Source organism: Vulcanococcus limneticus LL, assembly GCF_002252705.1.
GTDB classification, from domain to species: Bacteria; Cyanobacteriota; Cyanobacteriia; order PCC-6307; family Cyanobiaceae; genus Vulcanococcus; species Vulcanococcus limneticus.
The window spans coordinates 20690-47430 of sequence record NZ_NQLA01000024.1 but is presented as its reverse complement, the minus strand read 5'-3'; the positions used below and the strand labels follow the sequence as shown (position 1 = coordinate 47430).

The window sequence follows — 26741 nt, the reverse complement described above, 5'->3', positions numbered from 1 at the left end:
TGGTTTCGGCCATTGGAAGGGAGGAATCCCGCTGACCAAACCCAATGCTGACAGGCCTCGCAAGAGCCACATGGACAGACCTTTAGGCAGCCCTGGCTGCAATGGGGACCTCTGCCTCAATGGACGATGAGCGCCGCTTCGGGTTCCCAGCGCTGGGTCGTCCGCTATCGGGGCTTTGTGCTGATTCCCCAGAGCGATCTCACCTGGGTGGTGCGCCCGGAGCGCAGTCCAATGCGGTGTCTGCCCTTCCGGGCTCCGGCCAGCTCCGTCGACGACGTCAAGGCCCTGATCGACTGGCGCCTCACCGCGGCGGCCTGAGCCTCCCTCAGGCCGCCCGGGGTGGCGGGGGGGTCGGGCCGGCGGCCTGGAAGGGGAGCACCAGCGTGGCCCAGCGCTGCGGGCGCTGCGGGCGCTGGCGGCGGGCCTGGCGAACGCCGAAGGGCACACGCAGCACATTGGTGCCCTCCACCCGCAGGGTGTGGCCCTGGCTGGTGGAGTGGGGCAGGGAGCCGGGCAGCGGCGGCAGGCTGATCTCCGGCGCCTGGGCCGGCGTCTGAAAGCGAGCCCCTGGGCGCCCCACGGCGGGTGTGCCGTCGCCGTTGCCGACGCGCTTGCCGTTGCTGTTGGTGTGGCCGGTGGTGTCGCCGATCGTCATGACCCCAGGAACCCCTGCACTGCCTGCAGTTGCAGCAGATGGTGATGGAAAAACAAGGGAAAGATCAGGAAGAAATCCTGTCGTTTCCTGAACTGGTACGAATGTAGCGCCCTAAACCCAGGCCGCCCGGCAGCCCCCGCTACACATTGGCCGCTGCCCGCTGCTCCAACCCCATCCCTTGCCCGCGCTCCGCCGGCTCCCCGTCCTCCGCCAGCTCCTCCAGCGTCGGGCAGGTGCAGATCAGGTGGCGATCGCCGTAGGCATTGTCGATCCGGGCCGCGGCGGGCCAGAGCTTGCTGGCCCGCTGGGCCTCGCCGGCGGGGAAGGCGGCCTGCTGGCGGCTGTAGCCCCGGGCCCAGTCGTCGGCCGTCACGGCCGCCAGGGTGTGGGGTGCCCGCTTGAGCGGATTGTCGGCCGGATCGGCCTGGCCCGCCTCGATCGCCGCGGCTTCGGCCCGGATCGCCACCATCGCGTCGCAGAAGCGCTCCAGTTCCACCAGGGCCTCGCTTTCGGTGGGCTCCACCATCACCGTGCCGGCCACGGGCCAGCTCACGGTGGGGGCATGGAAGCCGTAGTCCATCAGGCGCTTGGCCAGGTCGTCCACCTCCAGGCCGGCGCCGCGCTTGAGCGGGCGCAGATCGAGGATGCACTCGTGGGCCACCCGGCCGCCGGCGCCGCGGTAGAGCACCGGGAAGTGGGGCTCCAGCCGCTCGGCGATCCAGTTGGCCGCCAGCAGGGCCACCGCACTGGCCTGGCGCAGACCCGCGCCACCCATAAGACGGATGTACATCCAGCTGATCGGCAGGATCGAGGCGCTGCCCCAGGGGGCCGCGCTCACCGGGCCGATGGCCTGCTCGCCGCCACAGCCGGGGGCCAGGGGATGGCCCGGCAGGAAGGGCACCAGGTGCGCCGCCACGGCGATCGGGCCCACCCCAGGGCCGCCGCCGCCGTGGGGGATACAGAAGGTCTTGTGCAGGTTGAGGTGGCACACGTCGGCGCCGTAGAGACCCGGCTTGGCCAGGCCCACCTGGGCGTTGAGGTTCGCCCCATCCAGGTACACCTGGCCGCCGTGGGCGTGCACCAGGTCGCAGATCTCGGCGATGCCCGACTCGAACACCCCGTGGGTGGAGGGGTAGGTGACCATCAGCGCCGCCAGCTGGTCGGCGTGGGTCTCCACCTTGGCGGCCAGGTCGGCCCGGTCGATGTTGCCCTGCTCGTCGCAGGCCACCGGTACCACGCGCAGCCCGGCCATCACGGCGCTGGCGGGGTTGGTGCCGTGGGCACTGGTGGGGATCAGGCAGACCCGGCGATGCCCCTGGCCGCGGCTGCGCTGCCAGGCCCGGATCACCAGCAGGCCGGCGTACTCACCCTGGGAGCCTGCATTGGGCTGCAGCGACACGCCGGCAAAGCCCGTGATCGCCGCCAGCCAGCCCTCCAGGTCGGCGATCAGGCGGCGGTAGCCGCCGCTCTGGGCCTCGGGGGCGAAGGGGTGCAGGGCGGCGAAGGCCGGCCAGCTCACCGGCGTGAGCTCGGCGCTGGCATTGAGCTTCATGGTGCAGCTGCCCAGCGGGATCATCCCGTGCACCAGGGAGAAGTCGCGGGCCACCAGGCGCTGGATGTAGCGCAGCAGCTCGCTCTCGCTGCGGTAGCGGTGGAACACCGGCTGGCCCAGCCAGGGGCCGCGGCGCAGGGGGATGCCGGCCTGGTCGCCAGGCGCCGCCCACAGCAGCTGCTCCGGAGCGGCTGCGGCGCCGGCGGCCGCCAGCTCGGCCTCCACCGCCGCCACCAGGGCCGCGGCCGGGGAGCGGAGGGTCCCGGCGGGGCCGCCGGCGCCAGGGCCAGCGCTGGGGTCGTCCCCCGCCAGCGCCGCCAGCAGCCGCTCCAGTTCGGCCGGATCGCTCAGTTCATCGAGGGCGATGCCGAAGGCGTCCGGCACCGCGTCGGGAGCCACCACCTCGGCACCTGGGCCAACGCGCAGGTTGAAGCCCGCCGCCGCCGCCCGCTCGATCAGCTCCGCTGCCCGCGGGGTGTCCACCGTGAGGGTGTCGAAGCCGGGCTCCGGCCGCGGCTCCAGGCCCAGCTCCGCCAGCCCGCGCGCCAGGGCGGTTCGCAGCACCAGCAGGCGCCGGGCCATGGCCGCCAGGCCCTCAGGACCGTGGTGCACGGCGTAGAAGCCGGCCATCACAGCCAGCAGCACCTGGGCCGTGCAGATGTTGCTGGTGGCCTTGTCGCGGCGGATGTGCTGCTCGCGCGTCTGCAGCGCCAGCCGCAGGGCTGGCCGGCCCTCCGCATCCAGCGACTGCCCCACCAGCCGGCCGGGGATCCGCCGCTGGTGGGCCTCCCGGGTGGCGAAGAAGGCGGCATGGGGGCCACCGAAGCCCATCGGCACGCCGAAGCGCTGGCTGCAGCCCACGGCGACGTCGACGCCGAGCTCGCCCACCGGGGCCAGCAGCACCTGGGCCAGGGGATCCACCGCCGCAGTCACCAGCAGGCCGGCAGCCTGGGCGGCGGCGATCAGGGCCGAGGGATCCCAGAGTCGGCCGCTGGCGCCGGGCAGCTGCAGGAGCAGGCCGAAGGCGCCGGCAAAGGGGGCGGCGGGCCCTGCAGCCGCCGCCAGCAGCTCAGCTGGGTCCACGGTCTCCACGGCGATCCCCAGGGGCTCGGCCCGGGTCTGCAGCACCGCCAGGGTCTGGGGGAAGACATCCCGATCCACCAGGAAGCGCGGAGCGGCCGCGGTGCCGTCTGCCCCGGTGCCCTCCTGGGCCGCCGCGCTCCCGGCCACGCCATAGCTGAGGGCCATGGCCTCGGCCGCCGCCGTGGCCTCATCCAGCAGCGACGCGTTGGCGATCGGCAGGCCGGTGAGCTCGCTGATCAGGGTCTGGAAGTTGAGCAGGGCCTCCAGGCGCCCCTGGGCGATCTCGGCCTGGTAGGGGGTGTAGGCGGTGGTCCAGCAGGGGTTCTCGAACACCTGGCGCTGGATCACGGCCGGGGTGGCTGTGCCGTAGTAGCCGAGGCCGATCAGGCTGCGGCGCACCCCATTGGCGCCAGCCAGCTGGGCCAGCTCGTCCAGGGCCTGGGCCTCGCCGCAGCCCTCGGGCAATCCAGCGGCGGCCTCAGCGGGCTCCAGCAGGATCCCGGCGGGCACCACCTCGGCCACGAAGGCCTCCAGGTCGGGGCTGCCGAGGTCGGCGAGCATGCGGGCCCGGTCGGCCGCGGAGGGGCCGATATGGCGGGCCACGAAGGGGCTCAGTGCTGCCGTCAAGGCCCGGATCCCAGGATGGGCGGGATCCTAGGAAGGGCAGCCAGGAGCTCAGGCGCCCTCCACCTTGGCCCGGTAGGTCCCGACCTCCAGCAGCCCGTCCAGCTGGGCCGGATCGGCGGGCCGCACCAGCAGCAGCCAGCCCTCGCCGTAGGGGTCGTTCTGGAGTTCCTCGGGGCTGGCCAGCACCGCCTCGTTGCGGGCCTCCACCGTGCCGCTGATCGGCGCGATCACCTCCTCCACCGCCTTCACCGACTCCACCGTGCCAAAGCTCTCGCCCTGGCGGATCGCACCGCCGGGCTCGGGCAGTTCCACGAACACGATGTCGCCCAGCTGGTCGACGGCGAAGGCGCTGATGCCGATCCGCACCAGCTCGCCCTCGCGCCGCACGTATTCGTGGCTGTCGGCGTAGCGGAGGTCGTCGGGAAAACTCAGCGCCATCGGGTCGGGCTGCAGTCGGGCCCCCAGTCTGTCGGGTGGGTGCCTGGCGCGCCTCCCTGGAGCGGGCAGGCACTGGGGGGCAGCAAGGCACCGTCATCGGCTCCGACGGCTCCGATGGTTACGCGGCCGGCAGCAGCCCCGCCTGCTCCAGAGCCAGCAGCGCCCGCTCCAGCGCCAGGGCGTGGTGGCTGTGGTGGGTGCCGCCCTGGGCGTAGAGCACGTAGGGCTCCCGCAGCGGGCCGTCGGCGCTGAACTCGCTGGTGCTGCCATCGATGAAACTGCCGCCCGCCATCACCAGCTCGCTGGCGTAGCCGGGCATCGGCGCCGGCACCGGATCCAGGTAGGAGCCCACCGGCGAGCAGGCCTGGAAGGCCCGGCACACCGCCTTGAGCGGCTCGGGCGCGCCGAGGCGTACCGCCTGGATCACGTCGCTGCGGGGGCCGCCCACCAGGGGCTTCACCGCGAAGCCCAGGTCGTCGAACACCGCCGCGGTGAGCTCGGCGCCGATCAGGGCCTCGGCCACCATCTGGGGCGCCAGGAACAGGCCCTGGAAGATCAGCCGGTGCAGGTCGAAGCCGGTGCCGCCCTCGCTGCCGATCCCCGGGGCCGTGAGCCGGCAGCAGGCCTGCTCCACCAGCTCGGCCCGGCCGGCCACATAGCCGCCGGTGGGGGCGATGGTGCCGCCCAGGTTCTTGATCAGCGAGCCGGCCATCAGGTCCGCCCCCACGGCGGTGGGCTCCCGCAGCTCCACCAGTTCGCCGTAGCAGTTGTCCACGAACACCAGGCAGTCCGGCTGGATCGCCTTGACCCGCTCCACCAGCCGGCCGATCTGCGCCACGGGGAGTGAGGGGCGCCAGCTGTAGCCGCAGCTGCGCTGGATCAGCACCATCCGCGTCGGTGGCGCCAGGGCCCCGGCGATCCCGGCCTCATCCACCGTGCCGTCGGGCAGCAGATCGAGCTCGTCGTAGGCGATGCCGAACTCGGCCAGGGAGCCCTGGCCGCGGCCGCGGATGCCGATCACCTCTTCGAGGGTGTCGTAGGGGCGGCCGGTGAGGGCCAGCAGCCGATCGCCGGGGCGCAACACCCCGTAGAGGGCGGCGGCGATGGCGTGGGTGCCGCTCACGAACTGCATCCGCACCGCCGCGGCCTCCGCCTGCAGCACCCGCGCGAACACCCGGTCGAGCACCTCGCGGCCGAGATCGCCGTGGCCGTAGCCGCTCACCGAGGCGAAGTGGTGCACCCCCAGCCGCTCGGCGGCGAAGGCCGCCAGCACCCGCTCCAGCCTGGGCTTCACGCCGGCGGTGCGCGCGGCCGCCAGGGGTGCGATGCGCTCCTGGGCGCGGGCCAGGCGCTCGGCGGCCCAGCCGCCGGAGGCCACATCAACTGTTGCGGCTTCCATCAGAGCCCTGCGCTGCGCGGCCATGCTGCCTGGCAGCGAATCGCCCACGGCTAGATTTTCCGGCGATGTCGTGGCTCCAGCCCGCGTCCCAGGCCAGTGGTGCGTCATCCCCTTCGCCGGGGCCCCGCGGACCGGAGCCTGCGCATTCCACCGGAGATTGTCTTGGTCGTTGCACCTGATGCCGCCTCCGCGGCCCGCTCGAATCCTCGGCCGCAGGTCGAAGCGAGCGGAACCGCAGGCCTCACGGCGGCCCAGGAGGCCCGCATCCGCGCCTCCCTGGTCGTGCCGCGGGCTCCCCTGTCCCCAAGCCAGCGCAAGTACAAGGCCGGCACCACCGGCTTCATGCTGGCGATGCACGTGGGCGCGGTCTTCGCCCTGCTGCCCCAGTTCTGGAGCTGGCAGGCCGTGGTGGTGCTGGCGGTTCTGTACTGGACCACGGTGCTGGGGGTGACCCTGGGCCTGCACCGGCTGGTATCGCACCGCAGCTTCGTGGCCCCCAAGTGGGTGGAGCGGGTGCTGGTGTTCATGGGAGCCCTGGCCTGTCAGAGCGGTCCGATCGAGTGGGTGGGTCTGCACCGCCACCACCACAAGTATTCCGACCAGCCCAACGACCACCACGACGCCGCCCGCGGCCTGTGGTGGGCCCACAGCGACTGGATGCTGCACGACATCCCGGCGATCCGTGAGCTGCACCGCTTCACCGGCGACCTGCTCCAGGACCCCTTCTACGTGTGGCTGGATCGCTGGTTCCTGCTGCTGCAGGTCCCCCTGGGCGCCGCCCTTTACTGGTATGGCAACGCCGCCGGTGTGCGCGGCGGCGGCCTGGGCCTGGTGCTGTGGGCCATCCCGTTGCGCCTGGTGCTCGTGTACCACGTGACCTGGCTGGTGAACTCGGCCACCCACGCCTGGGGCTACCGCAACTTCGACTGCCCGGACCTCTCGCGCAACAACTGGTGGGTGGCGATCCTGAGCTTCGGCGAGGGCTGGCACAACAACCACCACGCCCACCCCTCCAGCGCCCGCCACGGCCTGCGCTGGTTCGAGTTCGACATCACCTGGCAGCACATCAAGCTGCTGAAGGCCCTGGGCTGGGCCAAGCGGGTGCGCGAGGCGCGCTACCCGGGCTGAGGCTGCCGGTCCTCCGGGTGGCCGTCCGATCAGGCCCGCCTCAGGCCGCCTCCAGTTCCCGCCGGATCGCCGCCGCCAGCGCCTGGCGCGGATCGCGCTCCTCGCCCCGGCCCGGTTGCTCCAGCAGCCGGGCCTTCTGGCGCAGCAGCTCCAGGAACTGGTCGGCGCTGAAGCTGGCCTCGCTGGCGGCCCCCAGGGCGATCACGGTGCGGCGCAGATCCGGCAGTTCCGCGTCGAGCTCGGAGGCGGTGTAGTCGCGTTGGCCGGCCAGCACGGCGGCGAACTGCTCGCGCCGCTGGCGCTTCTCGGCCGGGTAGGCCGCCAGCACGGCCTCGCGGCACTGGCGCCAGGGCCGGCCGGCGGTGAACAGCTCGGCCAGGGCCGCGCTGAGGGCCACCGCCTCGTCCTCGGCGATGCGCAGGTCGAAGGCCCGGGGCGGCTGGCGCAGGCCCACGAAGATCTCGAACAGCTGGGCCGGCCCCAGGGGCTGGCCGTCGTCGGCAAGCACCGCCAGGCCCGAGCCCAGCAGGGCCTGGCTCAGGTCGGGCTGGTCGGCCAGCTCCTCCGCCAGGGCGGGCCCGCCCCGTTCCGCCAGCAGCTGGTTGAGGCGCCCCAGCACCAGGAACAGCTCCGGGCCCGGTGCGGCCAGCTTGCGGTTGCGCAGGTTGGAGAGCTGGGAGTTGTGGACGCGGCCCAGATCCAGGTGCTCGGCCAGGGCCGGCAGCACCCGCAGCGACCAGCCGTTGCGCTCGTGCCAGACCCTGATCAGATGCCCAAATGCATCGCGCCCTGCTTCGAGTTCTTCCCGGTGCCCCACGCGATACGGATCCGTATTGCTACTATTGTACCGATCCCTTCCCGGAGCAGGCCCATGACGGCCTCCAGCCTCGCGGCACCGGCAGCGCCCGGTGGCGCCGCCATCAGTCCATCCCGGCGCGCCGCCGCCCTGCACGTCCCCCGCCGCGGCGAGGCCGCCCTGGTGCCCGCCAAGGGCCGCAACTGGACGGTGGTCGGCTTCATGGTCGCCATCCACGTCCTGGCCGTGGTGGCCCTGCTGCCCCAGTTCTGGAGCCTGCCGGCCGTGGGCTCGCTGCTGGTTCTCTACTGGGTCACCGCCTGCCTGGGCGTGACCATCGGCTACCACCGCCTGCTCAGCCACCGCGCCTTCCGGGTGCCCCAGTGGCTGGAGCGCTTCTTCGCCACCTGCGGCGCCCTCAGCTGCCAGCACGGCCCGATCGACTGGGCCGGCCTGCACCGCCACCACCACAAGTTCTCCGACACCGACCCCGACCACCACAACAGCCACCGCGGCTTCTGGTGGAGCCACATCGGCTGGATGTTCGAGGAGATCCCCGCCATGGCCGCCGTTCCCCGCCTCACGGGCGACCTGGCCGCCGACCCCTACTACCGCTGGCTGAACAAGAACTTCCTGCTGCTGCAGATCCCCCTGGCGCTGCTGCTGTTCGCCATCGGCACCGCCACCGGCGCCGGTGGCTGGGCCCTGGTGCTCTGGGGCATCCCCCTGCGCCTCGTGCTCGTGTACCACTGCACCTGGCTGGTGAACTCGGCCACCCACCGCTGGGGCTACGTGCGCCACGCCAGCGGCGACGGCTCCCGCAACAACCCCTGGGTGGCGGCACTCACCTTCGGCGAGGGCTGGCACAACACCCACCACGCCTATCCGCACTCGGCCCGCCACGGCTGGGGCCTGCGCGAGCCCGACCTCACCTGGCTGCACATCCGGCTGCTGCGCCGCCTCGGCCTGGCCACCCAGGTCCGCCTGCCCGGCGCCCTCGTAGCACAGGCCGCAAGCGGTGCCGTAGGCTGACCCATCGCCCAGACGCAGACCGTCCGTAACGACCCCCATGGCCAAGCGCGTTTCCGTAGTCCTCAGCGAGGACGTCCTCAGCCTGGGTAAGAACGGCGATCTGGTGGACGTGGCCCCCGGCTACGCCCGCAACTTCCTGCTCCCCACCCGCAAGGCGGTGCCCGTGACCCCCGCGGTGCTGCGCCAGGTGGAGCACCGCCGCGCCAAGGAGGCCGAGCGCCAGGCCGCCCTCAAGGCCGAGGCGATCGCCTTCCGCACGGCCCTCACCACCATCGGCCGCTTCACCGTCAAGAAGCAGACCGGCGGTGACGACGTGCTGTTCGGCACCGTGACCAACGGCGACGTGGCCGAGGCGATCGAGGCCGCCACCAAGAAGGATGTGGACCGCCGCGACATCCTGGTGCCCGAGATCCACCGCACCGGCACCTACCAGGTGACCGTGAAGCTCCACCCCGAGGTGGTGGCCGAGATCAACCTGGAAGTGGTCAGCCACTGAGTTCTGACGCCGCCGTTGACGGCAGGATGACTATCCCCTACGCCGTCAGGCCCTTCGGGGCTTGGCGGCGTTTCAGTTGGAGCGGTGCCTGGATCCCGCGACCCGGTCCTTCTCTTCTGCGGCGATGGTGAGCGTTCCCCTGTCCAGTTCCGATCCCTCCGGCGAAGGTCCCGGCTGGGGGCGCGGCGGTGGCCGGGGCCGGCCCCGCGAGGAGGCGGGTTTCGAGGCCCTGCCCGACTCGGTGCCGCCCCAGAACCTGGAGGCCGAGGAGGCCGTGCTCGGCGGCGTGCTGCTGGATCCCGACGCGATCGGCCGGGTGGCGGACGTGCTCCAGCCCGAGGCCTTCTACCTGAACGCCCACCGGGAGATCTACCGCACGGCCCTGATGCTGCACAGCCAGGGCAAGCCCACCGACCTCACCGCCATGACCGCCTGGCTGGCGGACACCGGTGCCCTGGAGAAGGTGGGCGGCAGCGCCAGGCTGGTGCAGCTGGTGGAGGGCACCCTCTCCACCGCCTCCATCGACCAGGTGGCGCGCCTGGTGATGGACAAATACCTGCGCCGCCAGCTGATCCGCTCCGGCAACGAGGTGATCCGGCTCGGCTTCGACCAGAGCAAGCCGATGGAGCAGGTGCTTGACGAGGCCGAGGCCAAGATCTTCGCCATCAGCCAGGAGAAGCCCTCGGTGGGACTCACCCCCACCGCCGAGATCCTCACCAGCACCTTCAACGAGATCGAGAGCCGCTCCCTGGGCACGGCCGTGGCCGGCATCCCGGTGAACTTCTACGACCTGGACGCCATGACCCAGGGGCTGCAGCGCAGCGACCTGATCATCATCGCCGGCCGCCCCGCCATGGGCAAAACCGCGATCACCCTCAACCTGGCCAAGAACGTGGCCCAGCTGCACAACCTGCCGGTGTGCGTGTTCTCGCTGGAGATGAGCAAGGAGCAGCTCACCTACCGGCTGCTGGCGATGGAGGTGGGGATCGAGAGCGGGCGGCTGCGTACTGGCCGGCTGCAGCAGGAGGAGTGGCCGCTGCTGGGCCAGGGCATCAACACCCTCGGCCAGATGCCGATCTTCATCGACGACAAGCCCAATGCGGGCGTGCTGGAGATGCGCTCCCTCTGCCGTCGGCTGATGGCTGAATCCGGCAAGGAACTGGGCCTGGTGGTGATCGACTACCTGCAGCTGATGGAGGGCTCGGGATCCGACAACAGGGTGCAGGAGCTGAGCCGCATCACGCGGGGCCTGAAGCAGATGGCCCGCGAACTCAACGTGCCGGTGGTGGCCCTCTCCCAGCTCAGCCGCGGCGTGGAGTCGCGCACCAACAAGCGCCCGATGCTCAGCGATCTGCGGGAATCCGGCTCGATCGAGCAGGACGCCGACCTGGTGCTGATGATCTATCGCGACGAGTACTACAACCCGGACACCCCCGATCGCGGCATCACCGAGGTGATCGTGACGAAGCACCGCAACGGCCCGGTGGGCACGGTGAAGCTGCTGTTCGAACCCCAGTTCACCCGCTTCCGCAACCTGGCGGCGCCCTAGCCAGCCCCAGCAGCAGAGCCCGCGGCTGTGCCCCATCCGCCGCGGCGCGAGGATGGGGCACAGCCTCTCCTCCCCGCCGATGATCCGCTCCCGCGCCGCCGTGGCCTGGGCCCCCGGCCAGCCCCTGGAGATCACCACGGTGGATGTGGCGCCGCCCCAGGCCGGCGAGGTGCTGCTGCGCTTGGTGGCCACCGGCGTGTGCCACACCGACGCCTACACCCTCTCAGGCAGCGATCCGGAGGGTCTGTTCCCGGCGATCCTGGGCCATGAGGGCGGCGCCGTGGTGGAGGCCGTGGGCGAGGGCGTCAGCTCGGTGGCGGTGGGCGACCACGTGATTCCCCTCTACACGCCGGAATGCCGGCAGTGCAAGTTCTGCCTCTCGGGCAAGACCAACCTCTGCCAGGCGATCCGCATCACCCAGGGCCAGGGCCTGATGCCCGACGGCACCAGCCGCTTCTCCAAGAACGGCCAGCGGATCCACCACTACATGGGCACCTCCACCTTCTCGGAATACACGGTGCTGCCCGAGATCGCCGTGGCCAGGATCAGCAAGGACGCCCCCCTGGAGAAGGTGTGCCTGCTGGGCTGCGGCGTGACCACTGGCATCGGCGCCGTGCTCAACACCGCCAAGGTGGAGCCGGGCAGCACGGTGGCCGTGTTCGGCCTGGGGGGCATCGGCCTGGCCGTGATCATCGGCGCGGTGATGGCCGGCGCCACGCGCATCCTCGGCATCGACATCAACCCCGAGAAGTTTGAGATCGCCCAACAGCTCGGAGCCACCGAGTGCATCAACCCGCGCGACTTCGACGCGCCGATCCAGCAGGTGATCATCGACCGCACCGACGGCGGCGTGGACTACTCCTTCGAGTGCATCGGCAACGTGGCTGTGATGCGCGCCGCCCTGGAGGCCTGCCACAAGGGCTGGGGCGAATCCACGATCATCGGTGTGGCCGGAGCGGGCCAGGAGATCAGCACCCGTCCCTTCCAGCTGGTGACCGGCCGGGTGTGGCGCGGCTCGGCCTTCGGCGGCGTGCGCGGCCGCACGGAGCTGCCGCTGTATGTGGAGCGGGCCCAGAAGGGGGAGATCCCGCTGGATGCCTTCATCACCCACACCATGGGTCTCGACGACATCAACGAGGCCTTCGAGCTGATGCACGCCGGCAAGAGCATCCGCACGGTGATTCACTTCTGACGCCGCACGGCTGAGCCTTCAGCCCCGACCCCCGATCCCCTGCCGAGGCGCCGCCCGTGCTCGAACTGCTCAGCGAAAACCGCTGCTTCGCCGGCGTGCACCGCCGCTACCGGCACCACTCGCGGGAGCTGGATTGCGCCATGGTCTTCGCGGTGTTCCTGCCGCCGGCGGCCCTGGCCGGCGCCAGGGTGCCGGCCCTGTGGTGGCTCTCCGGCCTCACCTGCAGCGACGAGAACGTCATGCAGAAGGCCGGCGCCCAGCGGCGGGCCGCCCAGCTGGGCCTGGCCCTGGTGGCCCCCGACACCAGTCCCCGCGGCGAACAGGTGCCCGGCGACCCCGAGGGCAGCTGGGACTTCGGCCACGGCGCCGGCTTCTACGTGGATGCCACCCAGGAGCCCTGGGCACGCCACTACCGCATGCACAGCTACGTGGTGCACGAGCTGCCCCAGCTGCTGGAGGCGCAGCTGCCCCTGAACGGGCGCCGCGGCATCAGCGGCCACTCGATGGGGGGCCATGGCGCCCTGCTCTGCGCCCTGCGCAACCCTGGCCGCTACGACTCCGTGTCGGCTTTCGCGCCGATCGCTAACCCTTCGACGTGCCCGTGGGGTCAGAAGGCCCTCGGCCACCTGCTGGGGCCCGATCCCGACGCCTGGGCGGCCTGGGACGCCTGCCGGCTTCTGGCGGCGGGCCACACCGCCCAGGGGCCCGGCGGCGACGCCCCCCTGCCCCTGCTGGTGGACCAGGGCACGGCCGATCCCTTCCTGGAGGCCCAGCTGCACCCCCAGGCCCTCGCCGAGGCCGCCGCCACCGCAGGCCAGCCCCTGGAGCTGCGTCTGCAGCCCGGATACGACCACAGCTATTTCGCCATCGCCAGCTTCATCGACGATCACCTCAACCACCATGCGAGGGCCCTGCTGGCCTGACTACCCTGAAATGACACGAAGTAGGCCAGGTCCTCTACCTCCTGAGAGGGAGTCGGGCAACATCGCTTCATGTCTAATCACGACCAGTGTGCAGATCTGAGTCGAGCCAGAAGCCGCTTCACTACTGGATTTCACCCGCCAGCCGCGGCAACGGCCAGGCCTGGGGATTGCACACGGTCTCCACGGATACGTCCAATCACCCGCGCCATCAGCGATGGTTTGGTTCAGGCGCACGGGGATGAACGTCTATGGCCACGACGACACCCGCAACCCACACACCCCGGGCAGAAGCCCGCCATTCGATTCCCCTCGGCGCCGGCGCGATCAGTGCCGAACTGCGGGTCGGCGGCGAGCCGCTGCACCACGGCCTGCTCTGGGACCTGAGCTGGACGGGGGCCTGCCTGCTGGCCCGCGGCGCCCTGCAGCTGCTGCACGCCGCCGGTCAGGAGCTGGAGCTCGTGCTTCGCCCCAGCCTCGGCGTCGCCGAGGCGGTGACGATCCCGGTGGCCACCCGCTGGTCCCAGTCCGAAGGCAAGCAGACCTTCATCGGTCTCCAGTTCGCCGCCAGCGGGGTGCTCGAGAACAGTTTTCTGGCTAACTTCCTGCAGGAGTCCTGGGCGGCGTAGGGGCCACCCCCTGCGCTGAGCCGTCGCGGCCCCAGGCCATCAGGCCGGCCACGCGCCAGGGACAATGGATCCATGGCCTTCTCCACTCCCCCCACCGAAGCCTTCGACGTGCTCGTGGTGGGCGGCGGCCATGCCGGCTGCGAGGCGGCCCTCACCGCGGCTCGGCTGGGCCTGAACACGGCGCTGTTCTCGCTGAATCTTGACCGCATCGCCTGGCAGCCCTGCAATCCGGCGGTGGGCGGTCCGGCCAAGAGCCAGCTGGTGCATGAGGTGGATGCCCTCGGCGGTGTGATCGGCCGCCTCGCCGATGCCACGGCCCTGCAGAAGCGGGTGCTCAACGCCAGCCGCGGCCCGGCCGTCTGGGCCCTGCGCGCCCAGACGGACAAGCGCCAGTACGCCCGCCAGATGCTGCAGCTGCTGCAGCACACCCCGAACCTGGCCCTGCGCGAGGCGATGGTCACGGGGCTGGAGGTGGAAGGGGCCGCGGACGGCGGGGGCCGGATCACCGGCGTTCGCACCTACTTCGGCAGCACCTACGCGGCGGGCGCGGTGATCCTCACCACCGGCACCTTCCTGGGCGGCCAGATCTGGGTGGGCCACCAGTCGATGCCGGCGGGCCGCGCCGGCGAGCAGCCCGCCGAGGGGCTCACCGAGGCCCTCGAAGCCCTCGGCTTCCAGATGGGCCGCCTCAAGACCGGCACCCCGGCGCGGGTGGATCGCCGCAGCATCGCCCTCGACCAGCTGGAGGAGCAGCCCAGCGATGCCGAGGGCCGCTTCTTCTCCTTTGATCCCACCAGCTGGGTGAGCGGCGAGCCGATGAGCTGCCACATCACCCGCACCACGGCGGCCACCCACCAGCTGATCCGCGACAACCTGCACCTCACGCCGATCTACGGCGGCGTCATCGACAGCAAGGGCCCCCGCTACTGCCCCTCGATCGAAGACAAGATCGTGCGCTTCGCCGACAAGGACAGCCACCAGATCTTCCTGGAGCCCGAGGGCCGCGACACTCCGGAGATCTACGTGCAGGGCTTCTCCACGGGCCTGCCGGAGCGGCTGCAGCTCGAACTGCTGCGCACCCTGCCGGGCCTGGAGCAGTGCGTGATGCTGCGGCCCGCCTACGCGGTCGACTACGACTACCTGCCCGCCACCCAGCTCAAGCCGTCCCTGGAAACCAAGCGGGTGGCCGGGCTGTTCAGTGCCGGCCAGCTCAACGGCACCACCGGCTACGAGGAGGCCGCTGCCCAGGGCCTGGTGGCCGGCCTCAACGCCGCCCGGCTGGTGCGCGGCCAGGAGCCGGTGCACTTCCCGCGGGAGGGGAGCTACATCGGCACGATGGTCGACGACCTGATCACCAAGGACCTGCGCGAGCCCTACCGGGTGCTCACCAGCCGCAGCGAATACCGGCTGGTGCTGCGGGGTGACAACGCCGATCGGCGCCTCACTCCCCTGGGCCGCGAGCTGGGCCTGATCGACGAGCGCCGCTGGCAGATCTACAGCCGCAAGCAGGAGGCGATCGCCGCTGAGAAGCAGCGGCTGGATACGGTGCGGCTCAAGGGCAGCGACCCCGCCGCGGCCGCGGTGGAAGCCGAAACCAAGGCGCCGATCAAGGGCTCGATCACCCTGGCGGATCTGCTGCGCCGCCCAGGTTTCCACAGCGCCGATCTGGTGCGTCACGGCCTCGCCGATCCGGCCCTGCCCACCGACGTGCGCGAGGGCGCCGAGATCGACATCAAGTACAGCGGCTACCTGGCCCGCCAGCAGCAGCAGATCGACCAGGTGAAGAAGCAGGAGCACCGGCCGATTCCCGCCGGCCTCGACTACGCCGCCATCGCCACCCTCTCGGCGGAGGCCCGCGAGAAGCTGGCGGCCGTGCAGCCCCTCAGCCTGGGCCAGGCCTCGCGGGTGCCAGGCGTCAGCCACGCCGATGTGACCGCCCTGCTGCTGTGGCTGGAACTGCAGCGTCGCCGCCGGGCCCAGGCCACCGAGAGCGACACCGCCACAGCCGGGGCGGGGGGCGCGGCCCAGGGCGCGGTCTGAGCACGCGGGCTGGACAGGGCGGCTGAGGCAACCAGCCCAGCTTGAGACCTTCGCCTCTCGTCAGATCCGACTGCGGCCGGTACCGTGGCGCCCAGATCGAACCGTTCCGCAGCAGGCGCTCCCTTGGTGACCGGACCCGCCACCTCCACTTCACGGGCCTTCTGGGAGATGAAGGCCGAGCAGGTGATGGATCGCGTCTTCGCCAACGCGCTGCACAGCTACCGCCGCCAGGGGGCGGAGGTCCCGGGCAGCGCCGAGACCGCGCCGGCCCCTGAGGCTCCGATCGAGCTGGTGGAGGTGCGCGAGGAACCCCGCTCCGTCGCCACCAGCGTCACCACGGCCGCCGCTGCGGCTGCGACCGCCATCCCGGCACCGCCGCCACCACCTCCGACCGCCGCCCCCCGCAGCCCGAGCCGACCCCTGGGCCGCGGCGCCAAGGCCGCAAGCCCTGCCCCAGGCTGGAGCGTGGCGGGCCTCACCCTCTCGCCGCGGCTGGTCATGGCCAGCCTGGGCTCGGTGGTCGTGATGACCGCCGGCGCCTCCCTGGTGTTCTGGAAGGGCTGGAGCGAGGCCAGCTTCGACCTGCGCCAGGAGCGCACCGTGCGGCTGCTGGAAAACCTGCGCGGCATCGGCACCGAGGCCAGCGCACCGGCGGCCGTGGCCGCGGACAAGGCCGGTGCCGCCAAGTCCGGGGCCAGCGCCGACGGCTCTGTGCCGCCGCCGCCGCCCGATGAGCCCTGGATCCAGGAGCTGGGCCAGCTCCCCGGCGGCGAGGGGGGCAACCAGGCGGCCGTACTGCGGGTTCCGGTCAGCGGCACCCTCAACCGACCCGCGCCCCCCGCCAGTGGTGGCCCGGCCGCCAGTGGTGGCGGCGGCGGGCGCAGTGGCGGGGCGCCGGCGGCTGTCCCGAGCGGTCCGGACCCTGAGCTGGTAGGGGTGGTGCAGATACCCGGCCGCTCGGGCTCGGCCATCTTCCAGGTGGGCAGCAGCTCCACCAATGCGCTGGTGGGCGACCAGATCGGCGGCAGCGGCTGGCGGCTGCGCTCGGCCTCGGGCGACTCGGCCGTGATCGAGAAGGGCGGCGTGGAGCGCCGCATCAGCATCAGCAGCGGCTTCTGAAGGCTGGCACCAGAGAACTGGCCTGAGCCGCTGCATGCCTGTGCAGCACCCCACCGCCCCCTCTGCCTAGGGTTGACCCCCCTGGATGGCCGCCATGGCTCCGGCCAGCGCCCTGCTGCTGCCCTCCCCGTCTCCGCTCTGGCAGGCACCCCTGGCGGAGGTGCTTGAGGCCCAGGCCGGCCAGGGTCTCAGCGGCGCCTGGAAGCTGCTTCTGCTGGGGGATGGCAGTCCCACCCGCCACCTGCAGCTGCTCACTGGCCTGCCGGTGGAGGTGGATCTGATCGCGATGGAGCGGGAGCCGGCGGCGGGGCCGGGGGCGCCGGCGGAGGTGGCGGAGCTGGAGCGTCCGCTGCTGCGGCGTCAGGTGTGGCTGCGCTGCGGGGGCCAGACCCTGGCCTGGGCTGAGAGCTGGTGGAACCAGGCAGAGGCGGAGCAGCACCTGCGCCAGCGGGACCAGCCGATCTGGCGCAGCCTCACCGCCGGCCGTACCGAGCTCTACCGGGAGGTCGACGGCCTGGCCCAGGTGCAGGCCCCCTGGCTGGCGGAACGCTTCGGGGCGGCGGGTCCGTTCTGGAGCCGCCACTACCGCTTCTTCCGCAGCGGCCGGGAACTCACCGTGATCCGCGAAGTGTTCTCCCCGGCCCTGGAGCGTTGGCTTGGGGCCGCCCAGCCAGCCTGAGGCCAACCGCCCGGGATAGACGCAGGCAGCTGCCTTCGGTTCAGCCGTCCGCCCACAGAACGTCATAACGATTCGCAACGTCTGTAACAGCTTGCAGCGGTCGTGGCTTGACAGCTTGCGTCCTGTCGTGCTGACCGCACGATTGGCGCATCACGCCCCATGACCATGGAGACCACCCCCAGCCCCTGGCTGACCCTCACTGACCTGGGCCGTCTCTACGGCATCTCCGCGGTGCACTGCGGCCATCTGCTGGCCGAGGCGGGCCTGCGCGGCGCCAATGGCCAGCCCAGCGCCGCCGCCGTGGCGGCCGGCCAGGCCTTCAGCCGCGCGCCCAGGCACCACGGCCGCGCCGTGCTCTGGCACCGCGACGGCTGCGGCGCGGTGCTGGAGAGCAGCGGTCTGGCGCCCCTGCGCCGCAGCACCCTGGTAGAGCAGTGGGCCACCTTGCTGTCGGCCCTGACGGAGGGAGCGGCCGCCATCAGCACCTCCGCGGCCCAGATGGCCGAGGAGCTGCCGCCGGAGCTGGTGGAAGCCGTGAACGGGCAGCTGCGGGCAATGGGCTGCCCGTTCCAGGTGGGTCGGCCCAGTCCGTGCCAGCTGGAGCGAGGCCTGCCGGAGCCCGGTCAGTCGGAGCCTGGTCAGTCGGAGCCTGGTCAGTCTGACCCCGCGAAACCTGCGGTGCGCCCCAGCCATCGCCGGCGGGCAGGCACCAAGGGCGGCCAGGCGCGCCAGGCCCCGGGGCCGGCCAGCACCCAGCACAGCAACCACAAGCGCCGCAGCCGCAGCATCTCCTGACGATCGCCTCAGGCCTGGCGGCGGCGGGTGGAACGGGGCAGGGGCCGGGCCGGTGCCGCCCGCCCTGCAGCGCCTGAGGCTGGGCCTGGTGCGATACCGGGCGCCGCGCCTGGGCCCGCAGCGGGTCTGGACTCCCGGGGAGCCGCTGCCCCGACCCCCTGGCTGAACTCGGGCCGCTGGGGCTCCCGCTGCCAGCGGGGCACGCTGAAGCTGGCGTCATCGGGCCAGTCGTCGCCAGCCGGCTCGTAGGCCGGCGCTCCGGCAGCGGGGGCCGCCGCGCCGCTGCGGGGGGAGAGCAGCGGCGTGGTGCGGCGGGAGATCGCCTCCAGGGGCCGGCGCTGGCCCCGGGGCTGAACCGTCACCGCCGCCGCGTCACCGGCGGTGCTGCGGCCCGCAGCACGGGCTGCGCCCCAGGCCGGGCCACCAGGGTCTGTAGGGGCAGCGGCCCGATCCCAAGGGTCGGGTGGCGCGGGCCGGCCGGAGCGGCGGGTCTCCGGGACGGTCGCGTCAGCTGGGTCGGACCAGCGCTCCTGGTCGTGGCGGTTCAGGGCCGAGCGGCGCGGCGCAGGCGGCTCCCAGGGCTCGCGCCAGTCGTCGTCGTCTTCCAGTAGCCAATCGAGCCGGGTCTCCACCCAGCGGCCCAGGCCCTCCAGGCTCGGGCGCCCGCCGGCGCGGCCCTCGGCTGGTTGCCCTCCCGGACGCGAGCCCGGGCGAGCCCCGGCCACCCCATCCACCAGTTGCCGTCCCGCGTTCATCCACTGATCCAGCCGGCCCGGCTCGAAGAGGCCAGGCTCGCGGCGACCCTCCCGGCGGGGCTGATCGCGCGAGTCGGGACGCGGCTCGCGCCGGTAGGAGTTGCGATCCGGATCCATGGGTCCAGGCTAAGGCGAGCGCGCCAGGCAGCGGCCGGGCCGGGCCGGTTGGCCCTGGCCGCCTCAGCGCGGCGCGGCCCGGCGCGGCCCGCTGCGCGCCAGGGAGCGGCCCCGCAGCCAGCGCTCGCGGCCCATCCCCACTACGGCGATGCCCACGCCGCTGAACTGCAGCACCCAGAGAAAGGTGGCGATGGAGCCGGCCCGCCCGAAGCAGGCAGCAACCTAGGCCGCCGCGCTGGCTTCGAACAGCAGCTGGTACCGCGGGTCCCAGCGGCCGCCGCTGAAGCGCTCACAACACAGGCGGCAGGCCACTCCCTTCACCCGGCGGCGGTAGGGGGCGGCGAGGTCGCAGCTGGGGCAGCGGGCGATCCAGCGGGGCGGCCGCGCCGGTACGGGAAAGCGGTGGCGCACGCTCAGCCGGAACTCATCCTGGGCCGCGTTGATGGCGGCCATCCGGGCGCGGAACTGGGGCCCATGGACCTCACGCAGGCCCAGCACCCGGTCGACCCAGGTGTGGATCATCTCGTGGCAGAGGGTGCTGAGCGTGGCCTCGCGGGGCAGGGGCTCCAGCAGCGGCCGCGAGAGCACGATCTCGCAGAGGTCGCTGCCATCGGCCTGGCGACCGCTGCGGTAGAGGCCGGCGGTGCGGCGCATGCGCCCGTCGCTCCAGCGCACCGCCACCAGGCTGGTGCCGCCGGGGGCCAGGGCACCGGCGAAGTGCTCCCGGTTGAGCCGGTGGAACAGGGGCAGCAGCGGTTCGAGCGGCATGCCGGCGGGCGCGGCGGCGGTTCGGCCCCAGTGTGGCGTGGTTGTCCGGCAGACTCGGGGGCCCGAGTTGTGACGAGCGCGCGATGGACCTGGACATGGGGCTGGTACAGCAGATCGGCACCAAGGCGCTGGCCGCCGGTCTGGGCGCCCTGCTTCTGTACTGGACCATCAATGCCGTGAAGCTGGTGCTGAACGCCCGGGGCATCAACCCGGTGATCAAGCAGTTCTTCACCCAGGTGGCCTCGGGCCGCATCGATGCCGCCTACCTGCTCACCACCAAGAACTACCGCTCCCACGTGAACCGGCAGCAGTTCATCCGCTTCCTGGCCGGCCTGCAACTCAACAAGTACAACAACCTCAAATCGGGTCGGCCGCGCATCCAGGAGGAGCAGATCATCCTCACGGTGAAGCTCAAGGCCGAGAACAACGACGAACTGCCCCTGGACTTCACCTTCGTGAAGGTGGACGACGCCTGGCGGGTGGACCGCATCCAGAAGGTGGCGGCGGCCGCCTGATCGCCCCAGCGTGATCGCCAGCGCAGGATCGCCGCCGTGAGCACGACGGACCCCAAGGGCATGGGCCCCGACGGCGGCGGCCCCGCCCCTGGACCAGCGCGCTCACGGGCCGTTGAGCTGCGCGGGCTGCTCAGCCGCGCCGCCCATGCCTACTACGTGCTGGATGCTCCGGAGATGGAGGATCCGGTCTACGACCGGCTCTACCGGGAGCTGCTGGAGCTCGAGCAGGCGCACCCCGAGCTGATCGCCCCCGACAGCCCCACCCAGCGCGTGGGTGGCACGCCGGCCGAGGGCTTCACCAGCGTGGAGCACCGCATCGGCCTGCTCAGCCTCGACAACGCCTTCAACCTGGCGGAGCTGGAGGCCTGGTATGGCCGCCTGCTCAAGGTGCTGGACCGGGAACCCGCCGAGGATGCTCCGCCGCCGGCCCTGCCGATGGTGGGCGAGCTGAAGATCGACGGCAACGCCCTGGCCCTCAGCTACGAGCGGGGCCTGCTGGTGCGGGCCGCCACCCGCGGCGACGGCGAGCGCGGCGAAGAGATCACCGCGAATGTGCGCACGATCCAGAGCGTGCCGCTGCGGCTGCAGCTGGCACACCCGCCGGAGTGGGTGGAGGTGCGCGGCGAGGCCCTGATCCCGGACGCCACCTTTGCGGCGATCAACGCCGAGCGGCAGTCCCGGGGGGAGGCCCTGTTCGCCAACCCCCGCAACGCCTGCGCCGGCACCTTGCGCCAGCTGGATCCGCGGGTGGTGGCGGCCCGGCGCCTCGATTTCTTCGCCTACACCCTGCACCTGCCGGACGGCTGGCAGCCCGGGCACGGAGCGGGCGCGGCCGGCAAGGCTCAACCGGCCGATCCGGCGCGGCCCACCAGCCAGTGGGACAGCCTGAGCTGGCTGCAGGCCGCCGGATTCAAGGTGAACCCCAACGCGGCGCTGCTGCCGGATCTGGCGGCGGTGGAGGCCTTCTTCACCCACTGGGACACGGGCCGCCGCGCCCTTCCCTACGCCACCGACGGCGTGGTGGTGAAGCTCAACGACCTGCGTCTGCAGGATGCCGCCGGCTTCACCCAGAAGGCGCCGCGCTGGGCCATTGCCCTCAAGTACCCGGCAGAAGAAGCCCCCAGCAAGCTGCTGCGGCTGGCCTGCCAGGTGGGCCGCACCGGCGTGGTGACCCCCGTGGCCGAGTTCGAGCCGGTGCCCCTGGCCGGCACCAGCGTGAGCCGCGCCACCCTGCACAACGCCGATCGGCTGGCGGAGCTGGATCTCCACGCCGGCGACACGATCGTGGTGCGCAAGGCCGGCGAGATCATCCCCGAGGTGGTGCGGGTGCTGAGCGAGTTGCGACCGGCGGGGGCCCGGCGGCTGGAGCTGCCCCACGTGTGCCCCGAGTGCGGCTCGGAGCTGGTGCGGGAGGAAGGCGAGGCGGCCACCCGCTGCGTGAACAGCAGCTGTCCGGCGATCCTGCGGGGCGCCCTGCGCCACTGGGTGAGCAAGGGGGCCCTGGATGTGGATGGCCTGGGGGCCAAGTTGATCGAGCAGCTGGTGGACCGGGGCCTGGTGGCCTCGATCGCCGATCTCTACCGGCTCGATGCGGCCCTGCTGGCCAGCCTGGAGCGGATGGGGGCCAGATCGGCTGAGAAGTTGGTGGCGGCCCTGGTGGCCTCCAAGGTCCAGCCCTGGCATCGCCAGCTCTACGGCCTGGGCATCCACCACGTGGGCGAGGTGAACGCCAAGGCCCTGGCCAGGGCCTTCCCCAGCGCCGCCGAGCTGGCCACTGCCGCCGAAGGCACGCCCGAGCTGATCACCGCCGTGTACGGCATCGGCGGCGAGATCGCCCAATCGCTGCAGCAGTGGTTCGCCACACCGGCCAACCAGCAGCTGCTGGGGCAGCTGGAGCGGCTGGGCTTCTGCCTGACGGCCGGCCCCGGAGAGCTGGCCGCGGCAGGCGGCGGACCAGGCAACGGCCCGGGCAGCGCTGAGGCGGCGCCCCTGGCCGGCCAGACCTTCGTGCTCACGGGCACCCTGCCCAGCCTCAGCCGCAGCCAGGCCCAGGCCCTGATTGAAGCGGCCGGCGGCAAGGTGACGGGCTCGGTGAGCAAGAAGACCAGCTACGTGGTGGCCGGCGAGGAGGCCGGCAGCAAGCTCACCAAGGCCGAGAGCCTGGGGGTGGCGGTGCTGGATGAGGCGGGGCTGCGGGCGCTGCTGGAGCCGGGCCCCTGAGGCCTCAGCGCCAGCCGGCGCGGTTCACCGGGCCACCGGCGTTGGGCCCCACGCCGGGGCCAGCGGCGGGGTGGTAGTTGGCCGGGCCGCCGTAGTTCGGACCCACGCCCGGGCCGGCCCCCGGCCGCACGCCGACACCCGGAGCGCCGTAGCCGACACCCGGGGTGGGGTTGACCACGGGGTCGGCACCGACGGTGCAGCCCACGGGAAAACCGGGCCGCACGCACACGGCGGCCTGGGCGGCCCCACCGCCCAGGGCCAGGGCCGCGGCCACCAGCAGGGCCGAGCGGAGCGGCTGGACGTGCAGCGGCTGCGGATTCAGCGGGCGGAGGCTGGGAAGGCCCTGGGAGCGGATGCGTTGCAGGCGGGCCATGGGGCCACTCCAGGAGAGGGGGGGAGTTCCAGCATGGCCCAGCCCCCGCTTGGGACGGGATCCACGACCCCCGAGCGACGTCCGTAGCCTGTCTCCAGGCCCCCTCGCGGCCCCGCCGCTCCTGCCAGCGCCCCCATGAGTCCCCGGCAACCCGGCGCCTACCGCTGGATCAAGACCGCCTGCGGCCGCGCCCAGTACGACGAGCTGGCGGCGCGCACGGGCCCCTGGGCCCCGCTGCGGCTGGCCTGGTTCGTGGCGATCGCGGCCCTGCGGGACTGGCGGCTCCCCCCACCCCCAGAGCCCGGCGACATCGCCTGAGCCGCCGAGACCGGCCAGAGACAGGACAGGCCTCAACCGGCGCAGGCCCTGGCAGCCCTCACCTCAACCGGGCTCGGCCCCCTGCAGCGCCTTCTGGGCCGCCCTGCCCACCAGCCATACCGAAGCCACCGTGGCCAGCAGGCCCCCGATGCGCAGGGCCCAGGTGCCGGCGTCCGCCTCGCCGGAGAGCACTTCCCCGAAGCGGGCCACATCCCCCGCCAGGGCCCCCAGGCCGCAGAACAGCACCGTGCCCGGCAGGATGCCGATCAGGCCGATGCTGTAGTCGCGCAGGCTCACCTCACTGAGGCCGTAGGCGAGGTTGAGCAGGCTGAAGGGAAAGGCCGGCGAGAGGCGGGTGAGCAGCACCAGCTTCAACCCCTCGCGGCTCACCGCCTGCTCCACGGCCAGCAGTTTGGGCAGGGCACGGAGCCGCCGCCGGGACCACTCCCGCAGCCAGTGGCGCCCCAGCAGGAAGGCTGCCTCTGCCCCCAGGCAGGCGCCCACGAACACCAGGACGCTGCCCCACCAGGGGCCATAGAGCGCCCCGGCCAGCATCGAAGCCCAGACTCCGGGCAGGAGCAGCGTCACCCACAGGGCATAGAGGGGCACGAAGGCCACCGCGCCCCAGGGGGACTGCAGGGCGGGCAGGAGCTGGGGCAGCAGATCGCTGGGGGCCATGGCGCGACCCTAACGGCGCGGCCCTAGGCCGGGTCGAGCTGGCGTACCACCAGCCGATTGCGCCCCTGGTGCTTCGCGGCGTAGAGGCAATCGTCGGCCAGCTGCTGCAGGGCATCGGCGTCGCAGCGCGGCGAGGTCTGCGGGCACCACACGGCCAGACCGATGCTGATCGTGAGGCGATGGTCGCAGAGCGCCGAGGGATGGTGAATGCCGGCGCCGGCCACGGCCACCCGCACCTGCTCACAGATCCGCGCGGCGTTGGTGGCATCGGTCTGGGAGAAGATCACGCCGAATTCCTCACCGCCAAGCCGGGCCACCAGATCGTTCTCGCGCTGGAGGTGCTGGGCCAGCAGTTTGGCCACCTGAATCAGGCAGGTGTCGCCGTAGGCATGGCCCATCGTGTCGTTCACGGCCTTGAAGCGGTCGATGTCGATCAGGGCCAGGGCCAGGGGGGATCGCGCCGTGGCGGAGGCCACCAGGGCCGCCTGCAGCTGGGAGTCGTAGCGGCGGCGATTGGGCAGCTGGGTCAGGGCATCGAGCAGCGCCAGCCGCTTGGAGCGCTCGCTTTCATAGGCGTGGAAGAGCAGGCTCAGCAGGCTGCTCATGGCTTCGATCCGCTCCACCTGCTGCTCGGAGAAGCGGCTGCTGCCCGCCAGGCACACGCTCAGCACCGGAATCGAGATTCCCCGCGAATCGAGCCGCAGGCCCAGGTAGTCGCTGCCGCCCTCGGCCTGGAGCAGCTTGAGGAAGGGGAAGGGCGGCTCGGCGCCTGCGGCCAGCCGCAGGCGCAGGATCCGGTTGCGGCTGGCGAGGAAATGCAGCGGACTGGCGAGGTGCTCCTCGGTCTCCAGGAAATCGCGCTGCATCCGCAGGGTCGTCACCTCCCCCGGCCGAATCCGCTGCCATACGTACTGGCTGCAGTCGATGTCGTCCTGGTCGGGCAGGAAGGCCAGCGACAGGCGCAGCACCTCCAGCCCCCAGGCCCGGAGCTCCTGGACGAACAGCAGCACGAACTCCTCGAAGCTGCGCAGGGTCGACCAGTTGTCGAGGATGTAGCGCTCCAGCGGCACCGCGTCGGGTGTGGCTGCCTGGCCACTGGCCTCGGGATCCGCCAGGGCCAGGCCGCGATCCGCGGCCCGCAGCTCGGCCTGCAGCTCGGCGATCCCGGCGGGCGAGGTCCAGGGGGAGTCCTGCAAGAAGCCGGCCAACGCCTCCCAGGGCATGGGCCTGGCGATCAGGAAGCCCTGCACGGCGTCGGCCCCGAGCCTGAGCATCACGGCCAGGTCGCGGTGGTTCTCCACCCCCTCGGCGATCACGGTTTTGCCGAGCTGGTGCACCGTGGTGATCAGGGAGCCCACGAACCGCTGCAGGCGGAAGGAGCGGCCGATCCCCCGCACCAGACCGAGATCGAGCTTGATGGTGTCGTACCAGGCCTCGCTGACCCGGCGGTAGTTGGAGAGGCCGGAGCCGAAGTCGTCGATGAACAGCCGGAAATCCAGCTCGTTCATCAGCCGCTGCGACGTGGAGACCAGACTCCGCTGCTCCTTGACCAGGTCCGTGGCCGCGGTCTCCGTGAGCTCCAGGCAGAACAGCGACGCATCGACCCGATGGGTGCGCAGCAGGCCGATCAACTCCGCCAGGCGCTGGGGTGTGGCCACCGAGGCGCTGCTGACATTCACGGAGATGTAGTCGATGCGCGCCGCCAGGGGCCCGAGCTCCTGCAGCGCCTCCCGCACCCCGGCCAGGCGCTCCAGCAGGAGGGCGTCGATGCGATGGGCGATGCCCATGGCCATGGCCCGCTGGAAGACGGCCTCGGTGCCGAGCTTGGCCAGGCCTGGGGGCCGGAAGCGCAGCAGCAGCTCAAGGCCGATGTGGCCCGGATTGGCCAGCAGCAGGATCGGCTGGAAGCGCAGCTCCAGGTCCTCGGCGCCCAGGCCGAGCAACGCGCGCTGGATCGCGTCGTCGGCCTTGAGCCGCCGGCGGTCGCCGGGCCCGAGCAGATGCAGGGCGCGCGGGTGCTCGTCGGCCAGGGTCTCCCCGAAGGTCTGCAGCCGCAGCCAGGCCTGGGCGCTCTCGCCGCCCCGCAGGTACTGGGCCACGATGCGGATGTCTTCGCCCTGGCCGGCACCCGCCAGGAAGCGGGCGCAGACTTCGGCCGCGATCGCACGTACCCGCTCCAGCCAGCTCTGGCACCAGGTGGGATCCAGCAGGGGGTTGTCGGGTCCGAGCCCGACCCGCAGCGCCAGGGCGTCGTCGCCGGCCCTGTAGCCACTCCAGGACCAGCCCGGCGGCAAGGCCGCCCCCAGGTCCCGATGCAGGACCGAGAGGATGGCGGCGATGGAGGTGGTGGGTTCCATCAGGAGCCGCTGCTTCCCCAGGCAGCGGCAGTGGACCGTCACCAACAGGGCGACGGGAGCGGGGCCCGGTGCCGCGAGGGCGGCGGCCTGGCGCTGCAGGTCATGCTCCAGCGCGAAGCGCGAGAGCAGGGCGCTGGGGCCATCGCGGCGCATCGCCGCCAGCACGAGGCGTTCCCGGCGCGAACGGCTGCGGAGCAGCAGTGCCGCCGCGGCGCCGGCGCCCAGGGCCAGCCCCGCCAACAGGGCGCCGGCGTCGCGGCCGCGGTCAGCGGTGAGCGGCCAGTTACGGGCCGGGATGGAGGCCAGCTGGCCGGGCAGAGCCTGGCCGGGAATCAGCAGGGCGCCGATCACCAGGGTGCCGGTCCCCAGGCCATGGGCAAGGAGGAACCGTCCTCGCGCCGAGACGGACATGCCGGGTTACTGCTCCGGCCGACGCCCGGTGACCGGCAGCGAACGGACTGTCGCAACCATGGTCAGCCGATCCCCCCTGGCACCCCTAAACACGGTACGC

The 26741-nt window shown here is 72.2% G+C and carries 25 protein-coding genes; 15 read left to right on the top strand and 10 right to left on the bottom strand.

Annotation, left to right across the window (positions count from 1 at the left end):
• Positions 1 to 126 precede the first annotated feature (126 nt).
• Positions 127 to 318, top strand: coding sequence for a hypothetical protein (locus CJZ98_RS10750; RefSeq protein ID WP_094591125.1), 192 nt, complete (start codon positions 127 to 129; stop codon positions 316 to 318).
• Between the two features lie 7 nt (positions 319 to 325).
• Here CJZ98_RS10750 and CJZ98_RS10745 read toward each other — a convergent pair whose 3' ends face one another.
• The 4 genes from CJZ98_RS10745 to CJZ98_RS10730 form a co-directional block, all read right to left on the bottom strand.
• Complete coding sequence (locus CJZ98_RS10745) at positions 326 to 580, bottom strand: hypothetical protein (RefSeq protein ID WP_094591135.1); 255 nt, start codon at positions 578 to 580, stop codon at positions 326 to 328.
• A 214-nt stretch (positions 581 to 794) separates the two neighbouring features.
• Positions 795 to 3851 carry a glycine dehydrogenase gene (locus tag CJZ98_RS10740; RefSeq protein WP_232756395.1) on the bottom strand — a complete coding sequence of 1019 codons (3057 nt, stop codon included), beginning with the start codon at positions 3849 to 3851 and terminating at the stop codon, positions 795 to 797.
• A gap of 114 nt (positions 3852 to 3965) precedes the next feature.
• The gene (gene gcvH / locus CJZ98_RS10735; RefSeq protein ID WP_094591124.1) at positions 3966 to 4355 is read right to left on the bottom strand and encodes a glycine cleavage system protein GcvH; all 390 of its coding nucleotides are present in this window, start codon (positions 4353 to 4355) and stop codon (positions 3966 to 3968) included.
• 118 nt (positions 4356 to 4473) lie between these two features.
• Positions 4474 to 5754 carry a methionine gamma-lyase family protein gene (locus CJZ98_RS10730; RefSeq protein WP_255082456.1) on the bottom strand — a complete coding sequence of 427 codons (1281 nt, stop codon included), beginning with the start codon at positions 5752 to 5754 and terminating at the stop codon, positions 4474 to 4476.
• Between the two features lie 264 nt (positions 5755 to 6018).
• On the opposite strand from CJZ98_RS10730, the gene CJZ98_RS10725 reads away from it, so the two are divergent.
• Complete coding sequence (locus CJZ98_RS10725; protein ID WP_232756394.1) at positions 6019 to 6882, top strand: acyl-CoA desaturase; 864 nt, start codon at positions 6019 to 6021, stop codon at positions 6880 to 6882.
• 40 nt (positions 6883 to 6922) lie between these two features.
• On the opposite strand, the gene CJZ98_RS10720 is transcribed toward CJZ98_RS10725, so the two are convergent.
• The gene (locus tag CJZ98_RS10720; RefSeq protein ID WP_094591122.1) at positions 6923 to 7699 is read right to left on the bottom strand and encodes a hypothetical protein; all 777 of its coding nucleotides are present in this window, start codon (positions 7697 to 7699) and stop codon (positions 6923 to 6925) included.
• A gap of 54 nt (positions 7700 to 7753) precedes the next feature.
• Between CJZ98_RS10720 and CJZ98_RS10715 the strand changes: the two genes are divergently transcribed.
• The 10 genes from CJZ98_RS10715 (at position 7754) to CJZ98_RS10670 (ending at position 18129) form a co-directional block, all read left to right on the top strand.
• Entirely contained in the window at positions 7754 to 8710 is a 957-nt protein-coding gene (locus CJZ98_RS10715; protein ID WP_094591121.1) for an acyl-CoA desaturase, read from the top strand.
• Between the two features lie 37 nt (positions 8711 to 8747).
• Positions 8748 to 9206, top strand: a complete 459-nt coding sequence (gene rplI, locus CJZ98_RS10710; RefSeq protein ID WP_094591120.1) for a 50S ribosomal protein L9 — start codon at positions 8748 to 8750, stop codon at positions 9204 to 9206.
• Positions 9207 to 9330: 124 nt separating this feature from the next.
• Positions 9331 to 10755 (top strand): replicative DNA helicase, encoded by a 1425-nt coding sequence (gene dnaB, locus CJZ98_RS10705; RefSeq protein WP_094591119.1) that lies wholly within the window; start codon positions 9331 to 9333, stop codon positions 10753 to 10755.
• Positions 10756 to 10837: 82 nt separating this feature from the next.
• On the top strand, positions 10838 to 11947 hold the full coding sequence (locus CJZ98_RS10700) for an S-(hydroxymethyl)glutathione dehydrogenase/class III alcohol dehydrogenase (protein WP_198537690.1): 1110 nt from the start codon (positions 10838 to 10840) through the stop codon (positions 11945 to 11947).
• A 56-nt stretch (positions 11948 to 12003) separates the two neighbouring features.
• Complete coding sequence (gene fghA / locus CJZ98_RS10695; RefSeq protein WP_094591117.1) at positions 12004 to 12870, top strand: S-formylglutathione hydrolase; 867 nt, start codon at positions 12004 to 12006, stop codon at positions 12868 to 12870.
• Between the two features lie 248 nt (positions 12871 to 13118).
• The gene (locus CJZ98_RS10690; protein WP_094591116.1) at positions 13119 to 13496 is read left to right on the top strand and encodes a hypothetical protein; all 378 of its coding nucleotides are present in this window, start codon (positions 13119 to 13121) and stop codon (positions 13494 to 13496) included.
• Between the two features lie 72 nt (positions 13497 to 13568).
• The gene (gene mnmG / locus CJZ98_RS10685) at positions 13569 to 15536 is read left to right on the top strand and encodes a tRNA uridine-5-carboxymethylaminomethyl(34) synthesis enzyme MnmG (RefSeq protein ID WP_094591115.1); all 1968 of its coding nucleotides are present in this window, start codon (positions 13569 to 13571) and stop codon (positions 15534 to 15536) included.
• Positions 15537 to 15659: 123 nt separating this feature from the next.
• Entirely contained in the window at positions 15660 to 16655 is a 996-nt protein-coding gene (locus tag CJZ98_RS10680; protein WP_094591114.1) for a hypothetical protein, read from the top strand.
• Between the two features lie 94 nt (positions 16656 to 16749).
• The gene (locus CJZ98_RS10675; RefSeq protein ID WP_198537687.1) at positions 16750 to 17334 is read left to right on the top strand and encodes a chorismate lyase; all 585 of its coding nucleotides are present in this window, start codon (positions 16750 to 16752) and stop codon (positions 17332 to 17334) included.
• Positions 17335 to 17499: 165 nt separating this feature from the next.
• Complete coding sequence (locus tag CJZ98_RS10670; RefSeq protein ID WP_198537685.1) at positions 17500 to 18129, top strand: hypothetical protein; 630 nt, start codon at positions 17500 to 17502, stop codon at positions 18127 to 18129.
• Between the two features lie 8 nt (positions 18130 to 18137).
• Here CJZ98_RS10670 and CJZ98_RS10665 read toward each other — a convergent pair whose 3' ends face one another.
• Together CJZ98_RS10665 and CJZ98_RS10660 are read right to left on the bottom strand one after the other, a co-directional pair.
• Positions 18138 to 19001: a hypothetical protein gene (locus tag CJZ98_RS10665; RefSeq protein WP_094591113.1), complete on the bottom strand. Its 864-nt coding sequence runs from the start codon at positions 18999 to 19001 to the stop codon at positions 18138 to 18140.
• A 222-nt stretch (positions 19002 to 19223) separates the two neighbouring features.
• Positions 19224 to 19769 (bottom strand): SprT family zinc-dependent metalloprotease, encoded by a 546-nt coding sequence (locus CJZ98_RS10660; protein ID WP_094591112.1) that lies wholly within the window; start codon positions 19767 to 19769, stop codon positions 19224 to 19226.
• An 83-nt stretch (positions 19770 to 19852) separates the two neighbouring features.
• Between CJZ98_RS10660 and CJZ98_RS10655 the strand changes: the two genes are divergently transcribed.
• Both CJZ98_RS10655 and ligA read left to right on the top strand, forming a co-directional pair.
• On the top strand, positions 19853 to 20284 hold the full coding sequence (locus CJZ98_RS10655; RefSeq protein WP_390625516.1) for a DUF4864 domain-containing protein: 432 nt from the start codon (positions 19853 to 19855) through the stop codon (positions 20282 to 20284).
• Between the two features lie 60 nt (positions 20285 to 20344).
• A complete protein-coding gene (gene ligA / locus CJZ98_RS10650; protein WP_094591111.1) occupies positions 20345 to 22504 on the top strand; it encodes an NAD-dependent DNA ligase LigA in 2160 nt (719 codons plus the stop codon).
• Positions 22505 to 22508: 4 nt separating this feature from the next.
• Here the strand turns inward: ligA and CJZ98_RS10645 are convergent, their stop codons facing one another.
• A complete protein-coding gene (locus CJZ98_RS10645; RefSeq protein WP_198537683.1) occupies positions 22509 to 22877 on the bottom strand; it encodes a hypothetical protein in 369 nt (122 codons plus the stop codon).
• A 135-nt stretch (positions 22878 to 23012) separates the two neighbouring features.
• Here CJZ98_RS10645 and CJZ98_RS10640 point away from each other — a divergent pair, with 135 nt between their 5' ends.
• On the top strand, positions 23013 to 23195 hold the full coding sequence (locus tag CJZ98_RS10640; protein WP_094591110.1) for a hypothetical protein: 183 nt from the start codon (positions 23013 to 23015) through the stop codon (positions 23193 to 23195).
• A gap of 63 nt (positions 23196 to 23258) precedes the next feature.
• Here the strand turns inward: CJZ98_RS10640 and CJZ98_RS10635 are convergent, their stop codons facing one another.
• Together CJZ98_RS10635 and CJZ98_RS10630 are read right to left on the bottom strand one after the other, a co-directional pair.
• Positions 23259 to 23873 carry a TVP38/TMEM64 family protein gene (locus tag CJZ98_RS10635; RefSeq protein ID WP_094591109.1) on the bottom strand — a complete coding sequence of 205 codons (615 nt, stop codon included), beginning with the start codon at positions 23871 to 23873 and terminating at the stop codon, positions 23259 to 23261.
• A 23-nt stretch (positions 23874 to 23896) separates the two neighbouring features.
• Positions 23897 to 26641: a GGDEF domain-containing protein gene (locus CJZ98_RS10630; protein WP_094591108.1), complete on the bottom strand. Its 2745-nt coding sequence runs from the start codon at positions 26639 to 26641 to the stop codon at positions 23897 to 23899.
• Positions 26642 to 26741: the final 100 nt, after the last annotated feature.